This is a genomic window from Streptomyces clavuligerus (assembly GCF_005519465.1).
In the GTDB taxonomy this organism is placed as follows: Bacteria; Actinomycetota; Actinomycetes; order Streptomycetales; family Streptomycetaceae; genus Streptomyces; species Streptomyces clavuligerus.
This window is the reverse complement of sequence record NZ_CP027858.1, coordinates 2,323,776-2,339,233: the sequence shown is the minus strand read 5'-3', so window position 1 is coordinate 2,339,233 and position 15,458 is coordinate 2,323,776. Positions and strand designations below refer to the sequence as shown.

The following is a 15,458-nucleotide window of genomic DNA, read 5'->3' as shown; positions in this document are numbered from 1 at the left end:
TCGAACGTACGACCGGCGAGGTTCATGCGTCCAATGCATGGAATGGCGATAATCGTTCCCATGGTGCATGACCGCAGCTCACAGCGTCGGCTGTCACACGGCAGTTACGAAGTAAACAATGGGTACCCTCCGCATGGCGCGACCACGGGGCCCGCCGGGTCCGCCGGATATGACGAGTGGGCCGAGGACATGGCGCTGCTGCTCGCGCCGCGCCTCGCCTACTTCGCCGGGGTCGCCCGCCAGGAGCATGTGACGCGCGCCGCCCTGGAGCTGGGGGTGCCCCAGTCGACCCTCTCCCGGGCGATGGTCCGGCTGGAACGCGACTTGGGCGTCGCCCTCTTCGCCCGCAAGGGCCGCACCGTCTCCCTCACGCCCGCCGGACGGACCTTCCTCACCTCCGTGGAGCGCGCGCTCGCCGAGGTGGAACGGGCCGCCGGTGCCGTCCGCGCCGACGCCGACCCCCGGGCGGGCAAGGTCGCCTTCGGCTTCCTCCACACCATGGGCTCGGAGACGGTCCCCGGGCTGCTGCGCGCCTTCCGCGCCGATCACCCCCGGGTCCGCTTCACCCTCGTCCAGAACCATGGGGACGCCATGCTCGGCGGGCTGCGCTCCGGCGATCTCGACCTCTGTCTCACCTCGCCCGTCCCCGACGCGCCCGACCTGGTCGCCCGCAGACTGGACGAGCAGCGGCTGCGGCTCGTCGTCCCGGACGACCACCGGCTCGCCCGCCGCAAACGGGTCCGGCTCGCGGAGGCGGCGGACGATGTCTTCGTCACCCTGGAACCCGGGTACGGGCTGCGCCGGATCACCGACGCCCTGTGCGCCCGGGCCGGGTTCACCCCGAAGGTCGCCTTCGAGGGCGAGGAGGCCGAGACCCTGCGGGGGCTGGTCGCCGCCGGGCTCGGGGTGGCGCTGCTGCCCCCTCCGGCGGTGGCCAGGCCCGGGGTCGTGGAGCTGACGGTGACGGCGCCGCGCGCCGTCCGCGAGATCGGTGTCGCCTGGCTCGACGGCCACCCCGACACCCCGCCGGTCGCCGCGTTCAAGAAGTTCCTGCTGTCCCGCCGGGGCCGGCTGCTGCCGACGGGCCTGCCGGAGTAGTCCCCTCCGGAACGGTCGGAACGGTCGGAACGGGGGTCCCGGCGGGCGCCGCGACCCCGAGGAGCAGCACCGCGATCACCGGACAGACCACCGCGAACAGCGCGAACACCGAACCGTGGTCCAGACCGGCGCCCGAGGCCGCCCCGTACACCCCGTACACCAGCAGCGTCCCCGCGCTGCTCCCGAACCCGGCCAGCGAGGTCACCGTCGCCCGCGCCGCCGGTCCCTCGATGGCCGCCTGGAGCCGGGCGTCCGCGACCACGTCCAGAAGCTGGAACACCAGGAACGCCCCGGCCAGCAGGGCGAATCCGGCCGCCGACCGCCCCAGCGCCCCCGCCGCGAGCAGCACCCCCGCCGCCAGGAGCAGCACGGCGAGCGCCCGCCCCGGCAGCCGTTCGGCCCGCCCCGCGAGCAGCCCGCCCAGGGTCACACCCGCCCACACCGCCAGCACCAGGAACGGGACGGTCCCCGTCGCCACCCCGGTCCCGGCGGCCAGCAGCGGAACGTACTCGTCCAGCGCGCCCCAGAGCGAGGTGACCGCCACCGACAGCAGCAGCGCGCGGCGCACCGGCCGGACGGTCCGCACCTGGCCGAGGCCCGCCCGCAGGGTGGCGACCGGGCCCGTCCCCGGTCGGGGTCAGGACGTGGGCCCGCGCGGCGGGGTCCGTGGAGGGGTGTGCGGTACGGGCCGTGCCCGGCGGGGCGGTCCCGTGGCCCCCGGGTGTTCCCCGTGCCGTGCCGTGACGGTGGCCGGTCCCGGTCGTGGGGCCGGTCGTCCCCTGGCCGGGGCGGGGATGTGGGCCCGGGAACGGTTCGTGGCCGTTGTGCGCCGGGGGCGCCGGGGGTGCCGGGGGTGCCGGGCGCGGCCGTGGTGCGGGTCCTGGCCTCGGCGTGTTCCCGGTGCCGTGGCGGTGGCCGGTCCCGGTCGGGTCGGGATGTGGGCCCGCGGGGCGGGGTCCGGCGGAGGGGTGTGCGGTACGGCCGTGCCCGGTGGGGCCGTCCCGTGGCCCCCCGGGTGGAGGGGGCCGGGGTGTTCCCCGTGCCGTGGCGGTGGCCGGTCCCGGTCGGCGCGTCCGTCCCCGGTCGGGGTCAGGGCGTGGGCCCGCGCGGCGGGGTCCGGCGGAGGGGCGTGCGGTACGGGCATGCCCGGTGGGGCCGTCCCGTGGCCCCCGGGTGGAGGGGGCCGGGACGGTCAGGGGCGCAGGGATCTGCCGAAGCCCGCGGCCAGCGGCATCCGCAGCCCCAGCGGCGGCGGTGCCGCGAGCGCGTCCGCGACCGGGCGGGCGTACGGGTGCGGGAAGAGCGAACCCAGCACGAAGTCCGTGGCCAGCGCGAGCACTTCGGCGTGGTGCTGGCGCAGCGCGTTCCCGTCCGTGTGGACCTCGAACCGGCATATGCTCCGGTTGACCTTCTTCGCCCGCTCCGCCAGCCGGTACGAGAGATCGGGGTCCGTACGGCGGTCGTTCGTGCCGTGCACGATCATCACCCGCCGCCCCACGAGCTGCCGCACCGGCTCCGCCGCCGACGCCGGGCCCTCCGGCAGCCAGGGCGCCAGCGCCAGCACCACGCCGACCGACGGATGGTCCGCCGCGTGGAGCGCCGCCCGCCCGCCGAGGCCGTGCCCCGCCAGACAGACCGGGACATCCCCATAGCGGCGCAGCACCTCGTCGGCCGCGCCCACCGCGTCCTCGGCGAGCCGGGCCTGCGTCCCGTTCCAGCCCCGGGACCGGTACCGCACCGGGTGCACCACCAGACCGTGCGGCCCGCCCGCCCGGGCCAGCGCCCGCCCCAGCGGCCTGGCCCGCGCCGCCGCCCACCGGGACGGGCCGCGCTCCGAGTCGGGCTCGCCGTCCGGCAGCAGCAGCACCACCCCGCCCACCATCGGGTCCGGCGGTGGAATGGTGCTCCGGAACGCCTTGCCCAGGCGTATGTCCGCCGCCGTTCCGGCCGTTCGCGGCGCCTGCCGCGGACGCTGTCTCTCCTGACGCCCCCACCAGCGGGGCAGTACATGGTCTGCCATGGCTGAACACTGGCAGAAGGGGTTCTCCGAGCCACCCGAATGCACGGTCATTGTTACGGAGCGCCCCGGCTCCCTCCCTGTACACAGGGCTAGAGTGCGCCAATGGCGACAAAGCCCCTCAATACCCCCACTGCGGAGCAGATCCGCCGTGCCCCGAAGGTGCTCCTCCACGACCATCTCGACGGTGGCCTGCGCCCCGGTACGGTCGTCGACCTCGCCCGGGACGCGGGCTACGAGGCGCTGCCCGAGACCGAGCCCGACCGGCTCGGTGCCTGGTTCCGCGAAGCCGCCGACTCCGGCTCGCTGGAGCGCTACCTCGAAACCTTCGCGCACACCTGCGCCGTGACGCAGACCGCCGACGCGCTCTTCCGGGTCGCCGCCGAGTGCGCGGAGGACCTGGCCGCGGACGGCGTCGTGTACGCGGAGGTCCGCTACGCGCCCGAACAGCACCTGGAGGGCGGGCTCGGTCTCGAAGAGGTCGTGGCGGCGGTGAACGAGGGCTTCCGGGAAGGGGAGCGGCTGGCCCGCGAGAACGGCCGGCGCATCCGGGTGGGCGCGCTCCTGACGGCCATGCGGCACGCCGCCCGCTCCCTGGAGATCGCCGAACTGGCCAACCGCCACCGGGACACGGGAGTCGTCGGCTTCGACATCGCGGGGGCCGAGGCGGGACATCCGCCCACCCGCCATCTCGACGCCTTCGAATATCTCAAGCGGGAGAACAACCACTTCACCATCCACGCCGGTGAGGCGTTCGGACTCCCCTCGATCTGGCAGGCGCTCCAGTGGTGCGGGGCCGACCGGCTCGGCCACGGTGTCCGCATCGTCGACGACATCACCGTCGGCGCCGACGGCGAGGTGACCCTCGGCCGGCTCGCCGCCTATGTGCGCGACCGGCGCGTCCCCCTGGAACTGTGCCCGACGTCGAACCTCCAGACCGGCGCCGTCGGCTCCTACGCGGACCACCCCATCGGGCTGCTCCGCCGACTGCACTTCCGTGCCACGGTCAACACCGACAACCGGCTGATGTCCGGGACCAGTGTGTCGCAGGAGTTCGAGCGGCTGACCGAAGCCTTCGGATACTCACTCGACGACATTCAGTGGTTCACCGTCAATGCCATGAAATCGGCATTCATTCCTTTCGATGAACGATTGGCGATGATCAATGATGTGATCAAACCTGGATTTTCCGAGTTGAAGTCCGAATGGCTGTTCTCGCAGACCGCTGTGGCCAGCAGTTCTTCGGGAGGTTAAAGCTGAACCGGGCGATCGGGAAGGGCTTCGGAAATACCGGAAAAAGTGAAGACCACACCGCCCGGCGGTATTTGCGCCGACTCCGCCCGTGTGGCTAGCTTGCGGAGCCGCCGTTTTCCCTTTCCAGGGTGCGGCCGTCCCCTTCTCGACCGCTGTCCCGCACCTCTTCACCCCCTGTCCCCGCCCTTCGCCCCTTCCCTCTTCCTGTTCCGCTTTCACCTGCCAAGGACATATCCCTGATGAAGCAGTCTGCCGCCAGGACCCTCGGTGCCGCCGCGCTCGGCGCCGCCTTCGCCGTCGTCAGCGCGGGCAACGCCGCCGCCGCGGCGACCGTCCCCGCGCCCTCCCTGGAGACGCTGACGTCCCTCGACACCCTCACCAACGCGGCGCCGGTGCAGAAGGTCGTCTCGAAGCTCCCCGCGGGCGCCCCCCAGACCCTGACCGGAGTCCAGGCCAGCACCCAGGCCGCCCTCGTCGAGAGCGCGGCCACCCTGCCGGCGACCCTCGGGTCCGCCACCGCCCGGGCCATGGCCCCCGGCGCGGGCAAGGAGCTCCTCGGCAGCCTGCTCGGCGGGCTCCCGGTCGGCGAGGTGAGCAAGCTGGCCCCGGCTCCGCTCCAGCTCGCGCCCGCCCTGAACACCGGCTCCCAGCCGCTCTGATCCGCCCCCGGGCCGCTTCGGCGCCCCGGGCGGTCCGGTCCTCCCACCCGCCCGCCGTCACTTCCCCTCCGCACGGCGGTCCGGCAGCGCCGTGGGGCGCGCACCGCACCGGTGCGCGCCCCACGCGTACGGACCGGAATCCCGCCCGGCGTCCTACCAGGCGGCCTTCGGCGTGGCCCGCTCGGCGGGCAGCAGTATCCAGAGCGCCAGATAGAGCAGGAACTGCGGGCCGGGCAGCAGGCACGAGACCGCGAACAGGATGCGTACCGTCCTGGCCGAGGTGGAGAACCGCCGGGCCAGCGCCGCGCACACGCCACCGATCACGCGTCCCGAACTCGGGCGGACAACTGCGGCCATGGTGGGTTCCTCCTCGGGGGACCGTGGGGCGTCGTCCGGCTCCGGGCCGGTCCGGTGAGCATCGGTCCCGCTCGCTCCCCGGTACCTCCACCATGCCGTCTCGACCGGGACAGATCCTCCCTCTACGGGGCGATCCCGACCCTGGAAATCGTCGGGGTCGGTCCCTGAGCCCTCTGGTCCTCCCGGAGGACGGGACCGGTCCCCGAGCCCCCGCCGAGCCGCTGCGGCCGGGACCGGGGCAGTGCCGCGAGCGGCACCCGCCCCACCGGGCCCGCCCCCGGGGCGCCCGGGGTCCCCGCAGGACCGCGTGCCGGGGCCGCCGTCCGCGCGCGCCGCAGCCGGGCCCGCGCCAGCGGCACCACCAGCAGATGCGCGATCACCACCCCGGCGGTGTTCAACAGCAGCGAGTCCACATCGAGCACCCGCCCCGGCACACCCGTCTGCAACAGCTCGATCGCCAGCGAGATCAGACCCCCCGCGACGGCGGTCCGCGCCAGCGAGACGAACGGGGAGACCGTGAGCCTGCCGCCCGCCATCGGGAGCAGCACCCCGAGGGGCGCCAGCAGGAACAGCCCCGCGCCTATCTGGAGCGCCGCGTCCGGCGGGGGCAGCTCCAGATCCGCCCGGATACCGGCGAACAGCTCCAGATTCGCGGGCGTCACCCAGGGAACGTCCAACGGGCGCAGGGTCAGCCAGCAGACGAGCAGCAAGTGCACGAGGAGGAGGACGGCCCCCGCCACGCGCATCCGGGTCGCGGCACTGCTGCCGCTCTTACCTTGACACTGCACGGCACACAAGACGCACGACGCCCCGGAAACGGTTCCCCGCCGTCGGCAGCGGTCTTCCGCGGCCTCCCGCCGCCGGTCACGGCCGCCTCCGGGGCTGCTTCGCGGGGCCCCGGACCGGCGGCGGGACACAGCAGGGACACAGCAGGGACACGGCCGGAACGCGGTCAGCAGACGGTCAGAACGTGGTGGCGGCGCCGGGGTACACCGGCGCCGCGGGCGCGGGCAGGGACGACAGGGTCGGCACCGGCTCCGCGGGACGCTCCGTCAGCCGCTGCGGACAGGTGTACCCGCGCGGGCCGCTCTCGTCGGGACCGCCCAGGATCACCGCGCCGCCCGCCGCCGCGGCCCGGCTCTCCGCGAAGGTGCACACGATCTGCGCGAGCGCCGCCCCGGGCAGCCGCTCCGGCCGCAGGCTCAGCCGCAGCGTGCCCACCGGGTCACCGGCGCGGGCCCCGCCGGCCACGGTCAGCCCCGCGGGCACGTCCGTCCCGAAGCCCGCCCCGCGCTCGTCCGCCGTCGGCTTGCGCCGCAGCTCGTCGAGGAGCGCGGTCGCCATCCGGAGCTGTTCGTCGTGGAGGCCGTCGGCGGGCAGCTCCACCGTGCGGTCCACCTGCTTCAGCTTGGCCGCGCACAGCAGCTCGACCCGTACCGGCAGGCCGTCGCCCGCCCCCGGACCGCCGTCCGGGCCGTCGGTCACCGTGCACGGCAGCCGGGAGGGCGCGGGACCGGCGTCCACCGGTACCTGTGTGGTCCTGATCCCGCACCCGGCGAGCAGCAGCGCGCCGCCCGCCAGCGCCAGGGCGGTCAGCCGCCGGACCCTCCGCCTCACCGTGTGCTCCCCTCTCCGGGCGCCTCGTCGCGCCCGTCCGCCGGGGCGGACCCCGACTCCCCGGCCGTGCTCCCGCCCGCGTCCGCGCCGGTCCCGGTGGACGGGGTCTCCTCGCCGTCCACGCCGTCCTCGCCGGAGTAGTCCTCCTTGGGCGCGGACGCGTCCTGCGGCAGCCGCAGCACGAACACCGCGCCGTCGCCGTCCGGCGAGTTCGCCGCGGTGATGGTGCCGCCGTGCGCGAGCGCGTTCTCCATCGCGATCGACAGCCCCAGTCCGCTCCCCTCGGACCGCGGCCGGGAGGCGCTGGCCTTGTAGAAACGGTCGAAGACATGCGGCAGCACATCGGCGGGGATGCCGGGGCCGTGGTCCCGTACCTCGATCACCAGCCCGGCGCCCTCGACGAGCCGCACCGAGACCCGCACCGGCGAACCGCCGTGCTTGAGCGCGTTGCCGATCAGGTTCGCCAGGATCACATCGAGCCGCCGGGGGTCGAGCCGCGCCATGATCCCGCGCTCGGCGTCCAGCTCCACCGCGTCCAGCCAGGCCCGCGCGTCGATGCAGGCGGTCACCTGGTCGGCCACGTCCACCGTGTCCAGGACCACCTTGGCGGTGCCCGCGTCGAAGCGGGTGACCTCCATCAGATTCTCCACCAGGTCGCCCAGCCGCCGGGTCTCGCTCACCACCAGCGTCACCGCGGGAGCGATCATCGGGTCCAGGCTGTCGACCTCGTCCTCCAGCACCTCGGTGACGGCGGTCAGCGCCGTCAGCGGGGTCCGCAGCTCGTGCGACATGTCCGCCACGAAACGACGGCTGGACTCCTCCCGGGCGCTCATGTCGGCGACCTTCTTCTCCAGCGACTCCGCCGTCCTGTTGAAGGTCCGCGCCAGCTCCGCCAGCTCGTCGGTGCCCGACACCCGCAGCCGGGTGTCCAGCTTCCCCTCGCCCAGCCTGCGGGCCGCCTCCCCGAGCCGCCGCACCGGCCGCAGCACGGTCGTCGCCGCGGCCTGCGCCAGCAGCGCCGAACCGACGAGTGCCAGCGTGGTGGCGATCCCCAGCGACCAGGCGAGCGTATTGAGGTCGTCCCGCTCCTGCTCCAGCGACTTGAAGACATAGCCGGTCGGCCCGCCGCCCACGATCCGGGAACCGCCGACGAGATACGGCTCGCCGCCCAACTCGGTGCGCTGCCAGTACAGGTGGTACTCGGCCGCATTCCCGGAACCCGTCTCCTGCCGCCGGTTCACGGCCTCCTGGAGCGCCCCGGGGACCCGGTCCAGGGTGTAGAGCAGCGGGTCGGACGAGCCCGTCACCGGTGTCCCCGACGCGGCGTCGCCCAGCAGCAGCACCCCGTAGCCCTCCTGGCCGCCCGCCATCTGCCGGGCGGCGTCGGCCAGCTCCTCCCGGGACGGGCCGACCGGCAGCGCCGCGGCCCGGCCCTGCATGTCCTTGCGGAAACTCTCCAGCGCGGAGTCCTGCACCCGGGTGAGCACGGCCTCGCGGTTGAGCCAGTAGGCGATGCCCGACGCGGACACCGCGGCGGTCAGCGCGACCACGGCGAAGACCACGACCAGACGGAGCCGCAGACTCGTCCAGCGCAGCCCGGCGACTATCGCGCGCTTGGCGGCACCGCTCACTGCGGCGCGTCCAGCCGGTAGCCCACACCGCGCACGGTACGGATCAGGGTGGGCGAGGACGGCACGTCCTCCACCTTCGCCCGCAGCCGCTGGACACAGGCGTCCACCAGCCGCGAGTCCCCGAGATAGTCGTGCTCCCACACCAGCCGCAGCAGTTGCTGCCGGGACAGCGCCTGCCCCGGCCGCCGGCTCAGTTCCAGCAGGAGTCGCAGCTCGGTCGGCGTGAGCTGGAGGTCCTCGCCGTTCTTGGTCACGGTCATGGCGGAGCGGTCGATCACCAGGGAGCCGAAGGTGGCCGAGTCGGTGGCCTCCCGCTCCCCCCGGCGCAGCACGGCACGGATACGGGCGTCCAGCACCCGCCCCTGCACCGGCTTGACCACATAGTCGTCCGCACCGGACTCCAGCCCCACGACCACGTCGATGTCGTCGCTGCGGGCGGTCAGCAGGATGATCGGCAACTGGTCGGTGCGCCGGATACGGCGGCACACCTCGAAGCCGTCGATCCCGGGCAGCATCACATCCAGCACGATCAGATCCGGCCGCTGCTCCCGGAGCAGCTTCAGGCCGTCCTCGCCCGTCGCCGCGGTGGCCACACGGTGGCCCTGGCGGGAGAGCGAGAGTTCGAGGGCCGTGCGGATGGCGTCGTCGTCCTCGATCAGCAACAGGAAAGGCACGGGCCCATTCTGGCCCATGGCCGCGCCGGGCTTCGACCGGCCGCACCCCGATGCCCCCGACCAGCACCGCCGTCGCCCCAGCCGTCACAGGACTGCTCTCCTCTTTCCCTGTGACAGGTCTGTGACAGTCGACGGACACCTCCATGAAACTGCCTGGGCAAGCTGTGATGCACACAGACGGAAACGGACTCCATCGACAGGGGGGCGCGGAATGAAGGCACTGCACAGCACGACCTCAAGCGCAGTCGTCACGCGTCTTCACGATGTCGGACGGAGCACGGAGAAGTCCGGTGCCGTGAACGGACGGGGGTGCGTGCGCGGCACCGGGCGCCAGCACAAGGCGCCGTACATGTCGGTCGTCGACGGTGCCACGGGGGGCGCCGGCACGGGAGCGGCCGCGTACCGGGAGAACAACGGGGGACGGCAGGCCCTCACGGAGGCGGAGTTCACCGCCTATGTGCAGGAACGTCGTTCCTCCCTGTACGCGACCGCCTACCACCTGACCGGCGACCGCTTCGAGGCCGAGGACCTGCTCCAGAGCGCGCTGTTCTCCACCTACCGGGCCTGGGACCGGATCAGCGACAAGGCGGCGGTCGGCGGCTATCTCCGCAGGACCATGACGAATCTGCACATCAGCGCCTGGCGGCGGCGCAAGCTCAACGAGTACCCCACGGAGGAGCTGCCGGAGACGGCGGGCGACACCGACGCGATGCGGGGGACCGAGCTGCGGGCCGTGCTCTGGCAGGCGCTGGCCAGGCTTCCCGAACTCCAGCGGACGATGCTGGTCCTCCGGTACTACGAGGGCCGCACCGACCCGGAGATCGCGCAGATCCTGGACATCAGTGTCGGCACGGTGAAGTCGAGCATCTGGCGTTCGCTGCGCCGGCTGCGCGAGGACCAGGTCCTCAGCTTCGGCCGTGACGAGGAGGAGTCCTTCGGCGAGCTGGTGGCCTGAGGGACCGGGGGAACCCCCACGGGGGAGAAACACCGGGGGTAGAACACGGGGGAATGTGAGAGGGGGCCGTCGTCTCGGGGGAGCGACGGGAAAGAGGGGGGCCACGAGGGTCGGGGGACCCGCGGGGTCAACGGGGGAAACGGGGGAGAGCGGGATCGGACGGGCCGGGGGGTCTTGTCCGGTCCCGCTCTTTCGTGTCACACCCGCCGTGTCACACGCACTGGGTCGTGCCCGCCGTGTCACACCCCCTGGGTCATGCCCGCTGCGTCATGCCCGATACGGCGCGCCCGCCGCACCGGGCCGCCGCGGCCACCCGGCCCAGCGCCTCGTCCCGGCCGCACGCGTACGCGCCGAGACCCGTCTGACGCGCCACGATCGACCGTTCGGCACGCATCAGCCGCCACCCCCGCCGCAACAGGAACCCGACGGACTTGCGCCCCTCACGCAGATCGCGGGCGAGCCGCCGCCGGAAGGTGGTCGACGGACGGCCCCGCAGACAGAGCGCGTCCGCGAGCAGCCCCCGCTCACGGCAGCGGGTCACCAGCTCCGCCGCGAAGATCCCCTCCGCGATGAACAGCGGCGCCCGGCCGATGTCCAGGAGTTCGTCGCCCGTCCGCGCGCTGGCCCCGATGTCGTAGACCGGGACCGCGGTGCGCCCCTCGCGGCAGAGGGCCGCGATCGCCGCGAGAGCCGTGTCCGTGTCCCAGGAGAGCGGGGAGTCCCAGTCGATGTCCGTTCCCCCCGCGACCAGCGGAAGCGTGGGGTCGTCGCCCTCTTTGTAGAAGTCGTCCAGACGCAGCACGGGAAGGCCCGTCCGCGCGGCGAGAGAGGTCTTTCCGGAACCCGAGGGGCCCGTGAGCAGGACGACGCGCCTCGGCGTGGGGGAATCAGTCACGGGACACCAGTGTGAGGCATTGACCCGTGAAGGGGACCCACCGGGAAGAGCGGTGGAGGGAGAATCACATCTCAACTACGCTCAGTGCCCCTCTGGTCACGCAAGCCGTGCCCAGTGTGCTCGTCCCGTACCCCCATCGTCTCGTCCGGCGGGAGCCCGACCCATGGCACGTCACTCAGCCCCCCACCCCCCTCGGTTCGCCCTGCGCGCCGGTCTGACCATGGCGGCGGTGGCCGCCGCCCTCGGCGCGGGCGGGACCGCCGCGCACGCGGCCACCGCGACCGCGTCGGGCAGCCCCCTCGACACCGTGGGGGCCGCCCTCGGCGGGACTCCGCTGGCCGGACCGGCCACCGGCGGGCTCGGCGGGGTCGTCACCAACTCGGTGACCGGTGTGGACCAGCTCACGAAACTCCAGCTCAACCCGTTGGCGAAGACGGGCGTCGACCCGCTGGCCAACGGGGTCGCCGCCCAGGTCGCCGACTTCAAGCCGGTCTCCACGGAGGTCGCCACCGGCCCGCTCGCCCAGGGCGCGTCGGCCGCCGAGCTGCCCCTCGTCGGCGGAGTGGTCCAGGCCCTGCCGCTGTAGGGGGCCCGTACACGGCGGCGCCCCCGTCCGCCCGCCGGGACGACGGGACGGGACAGGGGCGCCGGTGCCGCGGGCGGCTCAGCGGCCCGGAGTGCCCGGTGCGCTCAGCGGCTCAGCGGCTCAGTACGAGGAACCCGCCGCGCCCAGCGCCCCGGTGGGGTGCCAGACCGTCTTGGTCTCCAGGAACGCCGTCATCCGGTGGATGTCCGGCTCGGTGGCCCACTCCTCGGCACGCGGGCGCAGCACCCGCTTGAGGTTGTCCGCCGCCGCGATCTCCAGCTCCTTGGCCAGGGACTCGTCGGCCACCGCGCCCGTGAGGTCGATCGCGTTGACGTCCTGGTGCGCGGCGAGCGGGGCCGCGAGCTCCGCGGTCCGGCCGGAGAGGACGTTGACCACACCGCCCGGCAGGTCGGACGTGGCCAGCACCTCGCCGAGGGAGAGCGCGGGCAGCGGGGCCCGCTCGCTCGCCACGACGACGGCCGTGTTGCCGGTGGCGATCACCGGGGCGATCACGGAGACCAGCCCCAGGAACGAGGACTCCTGCGGGGCGAGGACCGCGACCACACCGGTCGGCTCGGGCGTGGAGAGGTTGAAGAACGGCCCGGCGACCGGGTTGGCGCCGCCGACCACCTGGGCGATCTTGTCGGTCCACCCGGCGTACCAGACCCAGCGGTCGACGGCCGCGTCCACCTGCGCCGCCGCCTTGGACTTGGACAGCCCCTCCGCGTCCGCGACCTCACGGACGAACTGCTCGCGGCGGCCCTCCAGCATCTCGGCGACGCGGTAGAGGATCTGCCCCCGGTTGTACGCGGTCGCTCCCGACCAGCCGCCCACCGCCTTGCGGGCCGCGACGACGGCGTCCCGGGCGTCCTTGCGGGAGGAGAGAGGGGCGTTCGCCAGCCATGTGCCCTTCGCGTCGGTCACCTCGTACACCCGGCCGCTCTCGGAACGCGGGAACTTCCCGCCCACGTACAGCTTGTAGGTCTTGAACACATGCAGTCGTGCGGACTCAGACATCGAGGTAAGCCTCCAGGCCGTGGCGACCGCCCTCGCGGCCGAAGCCCGACTCCTTGTAGCCGCCGAAGGGCGAGGTCGGGTCGAACTTGTTGAACGTATTGGCCCAGACGACACCCGCGCGGAGCTTGTTCGCGACGGCGAGGATGCGGGAGCCCTTCTCGGTCCAGATGCCCGCGGAGAGTCCGTACTGGCTGTTGTTGGCCTTGGCCACGGCCTCGTCGGGGGTGCGGAAGCTCAGCACCGACAGCACCGGGCCGAAGATCTCGTCCCGGGCGACGGTGTGGGCCTGCGTGACCCCGGTGAAGAGGGTCGGCGGGAACCAGAAGCCCGAGGAGGGCAGCTCGCACGGGGCGGACCAGCGCTCGGCGCCCTCCGCCTCGCCCGTGCGGGCGAGCGCGGTGATCCGGGCGAGCTGCTCGGCGGAGTTGATCGCGCCGATGTCGGTGTTCTTGTCCAGCGGGTCGCCCAGCCGCAGCGTGGCCAGCCGGCGCTTGAGCGCGTCCAGCAGCTCGTCCTGGATCGACTCCTGGACCAGCAGCCGGGAGCCCGCGCAGCAGACCTGGCCCTGGTTGAAGAAGATGCCGGTGACGATCCCCTCGACCGCCTGGTCGATCGGGGCGTCGTCGAAGACGATGTTGGCGCCCTTGCCGCCCAGCTCCAGGGTGAGCCGCTTGCCGGTCCCGGCGACCTGGCGGGCGATGGCCTTGCCGACCGCCGTGGAGCCGGTGAAGGCCACCTTGTCGATGCCCGGGTGGGTGACCAGGGCCTCACCGGTGCGGCCGTCGCCGGTGACGATGTTCACGACACCCTTGGGCAGCCCCGCCTGACGGCAGATGTCCGCGAAGAAGAGGGCGGAGAGCGGGGTGGTCTCGGCGGGCTTCAGCACCACCGTGTTACCGGCGGCCAGCGCCGGGGCGATCTTCCAGGCGAGCATCAGCAGCGGGAAGTTCCACGGGATGACCTGGCCCGCGACGCCCAGCGGGCGCGGGTTCGGGCCGAAGCCCGCGTGGCCCAGCTTGTCGGCCCAGCCCGCGTAGTAGAAGAAGTGCGCGGCCACCAGGGGCAGATCGGCGTCCCGGGTCTCCCGGATCGGCTTGCCGTTGTCCAGGGTCTCCAGGACGGCCAGCTCACGGCTGCGCTCCTGGATGATCCGGGCGATCCGGAAGAGGTACTTCGCGCGCTCCGCGCCGGGCAGCGCGGACCACGTCGAGAACGCCTTGCGGGCGGCGCGGACCGCGCGGTCCACGTCCTCCCCGGTGCCCTGCGTGTACTCCGCGAGGACCTCCTCGGTGGCGGGGGAGACGGTCTTGACCATCTCCTGGCCGCTGGACTCGGTGAACTCCCCGTCGATGAAGAGGCCGTAGGAGGGGGCGATGTCGACGATCGCGCGGGATTCGGGCGCGGGCGCGTACGTGAACGGGTTGCCCGCGGCGGTGTTCGTCATCTCGGTCATCTCGCTCAGTCCACAGTCACGTAGTCGGGGCCGGAGTAGCGGCCGGTGGCCAGCTTCTGGCGCTGCATCAGCAGATCGTTGAGCAGGCTGGAGGCACCGAAACGGAACCACCGGTTGGCCAGCCAGTCCGGGCCCGCGGTCTCGTTGACCAGGACGAGGAACTTGATCGCGTCCTTGGTGGTGCGGATGCCTCCCGCGGGCTTCACCCCGACCTGGACACCGGTCTGGAGCCGGAAGTCCCGGACGGCCTCCAGCATCAGCAGGGTGTTGGCCGGGGTGGCGTTGACCGCGACCTTCCCGGTGGAGGTCTTGATGAAGTCGGCACCCGCGAGCATGCCGAGCCAGCTCGCGCGGCGGATGTTGTCGTACGTCGACAGCTCGCCGGTCTCGAAGATGACCTTCAGCCGGGCCGGGCCCGCGGCCTCCTTGACGGCGAGGATCTCCTCGTAGACCTTCAGATACTTTCCGGCCAGGAAGGCACCGCGGTCGATGACCATGTCGATCTCGTCGGCCCCGGCGGCGACCGCGTCCCGGGTGTCGGCGAGCTTGACGCCGAGGGCGGCCCGGCCCGCGGGGAAGGCGGTGGCGACGGACGCGACCTTGACGTCCGCGCCGTTCAGCGCCTCCTTGGCGGTGGCCACCAGGTCCGGGTAGACGCAGACGGCGGCGGTCGTCGGGCTGGTCCGGTCGGTCGGGTCGGGGTGCACGGCCTTGGCGGCCAGGGACCGGACCTTGCCCGGGGTGTCGGCGCCTTCGAGCGTGGTGAGGTCGATCATCGAGATCGCCAGATCGATGGCGTACGCCTTGGCGCTCGTCTTGATCGACCGGGTCCCGAGGGACGCGGCCCGCGCTTCGAGCCCGACGGGGTCGACCCCCGGGAGCCCGTGCAGAAAGCGACGGAGGGCTTGATCGGAGGCGGTGACCTCCGGGAGGGCGGATGCGGGTGCGATGGGCATGCTCACCAGCCGAGCATATCTACGCGCGTAGCTGCCTGTACAGGGGGTGTGCTCGTCCCGGCCCCGGCCCGGTTCCACCCCCGCTCCACCCGGGTTGCGCCCGATTGTGCCCGGGTCCTGCCCGACTCGGCCCGTCCTTGTGGGGTTTTGCGCAGTTTTCATGGGTGATGGCCCGGGATTTATCCGGCCCGTTCCTGATGAACCGGCCCTCCGGAGGGCGCGTGGAAGTGGGCGGCCGCACCGTGCCGGGCGCAGGCCCGGCGATCATCCACCGACCCTGGAGGACGGA

16 protein-coding genes are annotated in these 15,458 nt (G+C 73.1%); 5 read left to right on the top strand and 11 right to left on the bottom strand.

Annotated features, from left to right (window positions below):
- Nucleotides 1-60: 60 nt before the first annotated feature.
- Nucleotides 61-1,098 carry a LysR family transcriptional regulator gene (locus CRV15_RS09455; RefSeq protein ID WP_003961596.1) on the top strand — a complete coding sequence of 346 codons (1,038 nt, stop codon included), beginning with the start codon at nt 61-63 and terminating at the stop codon, nt 1,096-1,098.
- Here the strand turns inward: CRV15_RS09455 and CRV15_RS09450 are convergent.
- Together CRV15_RS09450 and CRV15_RS09445 are read right to left on the bottom strand one after the other, a co-directional pair.
- Complete coding sequence (locus tag CRV15_RS09450; protein WP_009997371.1) at nt 1,040-1,666, bottom strand: hypothetical protein; 627 nt, start codon at nt 1,664-1,666, stop codon at nt 1,040-1,042. The genes CRV15_RS09455 and CRV15_RS09450 overlap by 59 nt on opposite strands.
- A gap of 624 nt (nt 1,667-2,290) precedes the next feature.
- Nucleotides 2,291-2,980: an alpha/beta fold hydrolase gene (locus tag CRV15_RS09445; RefSeq protein WP_009997372.1), complete on the bottom strand. Its 690-nt coding sequence runs from the start codon at nt 2,978-2,980 to the stop codon at nt 2,291-2,293.
- 240 nt (nt 2,981-3,220) lie between these two features.
- Here CRV15_RS09445 and CRV15_RS09440 point away from each other — a divergent pair, with 240 nt between their 5' ends.
- Together CRV15_RS09440 and CRV15_RS09435 are read left to right on the top strand one after the other, a co-directional pair.
- Nucleotides 3,221-4,369, top strand: coding sequence for an adenosine deaminase (locus CRV15_RS09440; protein ID WP_003954928.1), 1,149 nt, complete (start codon nt 3,221-3,223; stop codon nt 4,367-4,369).
- A 239-nt stretch (nt 4,370-4,608) separates the two neighbouring features.
- A complete protein-coding gene (locus tag CRV15_RS09435) occupies nt 4,609-5,028 on the top strand; it encodes a hypothetical protein (protein ID WP_003961599.1) in 420 nt (139 codons plus the stop codon).
- A gap of 153 nt (nt 5,029-5,181) precedes the next feature.
- On the opposite strand, the gene CRV15_RS09430 is transcribed toward CRV15_RS09435, so the two are convergent.
- From CRV15_RS09430 to afsQ1, 5 genes are all read right to left on the bottom strand, one after another.
- Nucleotides 5,182-5,385: a PspC domain-containing protein gene (locus tag CRV15_RS09430; RefSeq protein ID WP_003961600.1), complete on the bottom strand. Its 204-nt coding sequence runs from the start codon at nt 5,383-5,385 to the stop codon at nt 5,182-5,184.
- A 122-nt stretch (nt 5,386-5,507) separates the two neighbouring features.
- Nucleotides 5,508-6,173: a VanZ family protein gene (locus CRV15_RS09425; protein WP_003961601.1), complete on the bottom strand. Its 666-nt coding sequence runs from the start codon at nt 6,171-6,173 to the stop codon at nt 5,508-5,510.
- A gap of 175 nt (nt 6,174-6,348) precedes the next feature.
- Nucleotides 6,349-7,002, bottom strand: coding sequence for a hypothetical protein (locus CRV15_RS09420; protein WP_003961602.1), 654 nt, complete (start codon nt 7,000-7,002; stop codon nt 6,349-6,351).
- Nucleotides 6,999-8,633: a sensor histidine kinase gene (locus tag CRV15_RS09415; RefSeq protein ID WP_003954924.1), complete on the bottom strand. Its 1,635-nt coding sequence runs from the start codon at nt 8,631-8,633 to the stop codon at nt 6,999-7,001. The genes CRV15_RS09420 and CRV15_RS09415 overlap by 4 nt, the downstream gene beginning before the upstream one ends.
- Nucleotides 8,630-9,307, bottom strand: coding sequence for a two-component system response regulator AfsQ1 (gene afsQ1, locus CRV15_RS09410; RefSeq protein WP_003954923.1), 678 nt, complete (start codon nt 9,305-9,307; stop codon nt 8,630-8,632). Before afsQ1 ends, CRV15_RS09415 begins: the two co-directional genes overlap by 4 nt.
- A 211-nt stretch (nt 9,308-9,518) precedes the next feature.
- Between afsQ1 and CRV15_RS09405 the strand changes: the two genes are divergently transcribed.
- Nucleotides 9,519-10,262, top strand: a complete 744-nt coding sequence (locus CRV15_RS09405; protein ID WP_003961604.1) for a SigE family RNA polymerase sigma factor — start codon at nt 9,519-9,521, stop codon at nt 10,260-10,262.
- A gap of 253 nt (nt 10,263-10,515) precedes the next feature.
- Here the strand turns inward: CRV15_RS09405 and CRV15_RS09400 are convergent, their stop codons facing one another.
- Nucleotides 10,516-11,232 (bottom strand): uridine kinase family protein, encoded by a 717-nt coding sequence (locus tag CRV15_RS09400; RefSeq protein WP_003954921.1) that lies wholly within the window; start codon nt 11,230-11,232, stop codon nt 10,516-10,518.
- A gap of 88 nt (nt 11,233-11,320) precedes the next feature.
- Between CRV15_RS09400 and CRV15_RS09395 the strand changes: the two genes are divergently transcribed.
- Nucleotides 11,321-11,743, top strand: a complete 423-nt coding sequence (locus CRV15_RS09395; RefSeq protein WP_009997378.1) for a hypothetical protein — start codon at nt 11,321-11,323, stop codon at nt 11,741-11,743.
- A 120-nt stretch (nt 11,744-11,863) separates the two neighbouring features.
- Here the strand turns inward: CRV15_RS09395 and CRV15_RS09390 are convergent, their stop codons facing one another.
- Genes CRV15_RS09390 through deoC form a run of 3 tightly spaced genes read right to left on the bottom strand, consistent with a single transcriptional unit; the run spans nt 11,864 to nt 15,169 of the window.
- A complete protein-coding gene (locus CRV15_RS09390) occupies nt 11,864-12,760 on the bottom strand; it encodes an aldehyde dehydrogenase family protein (protein WP_003961607.1) in 897 nt (298 codons plus the stop codon).
- Complete coding sequence (locus CRV15_RS09385; RefSeq protein ID WP_003961608.1) at nt 12,753-14,213, bottom strand: aldehyde dehydrogenase family protein; 1,461 nt, start codon at nt 14,211-14,213, stop codon at nt 12,753-12,755. The genes CRV15_RS09390 and CRV15_RS09385 overlap by 8 nt, the downstream gene beginning before the upstream one ends.
- Before the next feature lie 5 nt (nt 14,214-14,218).
- Nucleotides 14,219-15,169 carry a deoxyribose-phosphate aldolase gene (gene deoC / locus CRV15_RS09380; protein ID WP_003954916.1) on the bottom strand — a complete coding sequence of 317 codons (951 nt, stop codon included), beginning with the start codon at nt 15,167-15,169 and terminating at the stop codon, nt 14,219-14,221.
- Nucleotides 15,170-15,458 lie beyond the last annotated feature (289 nt).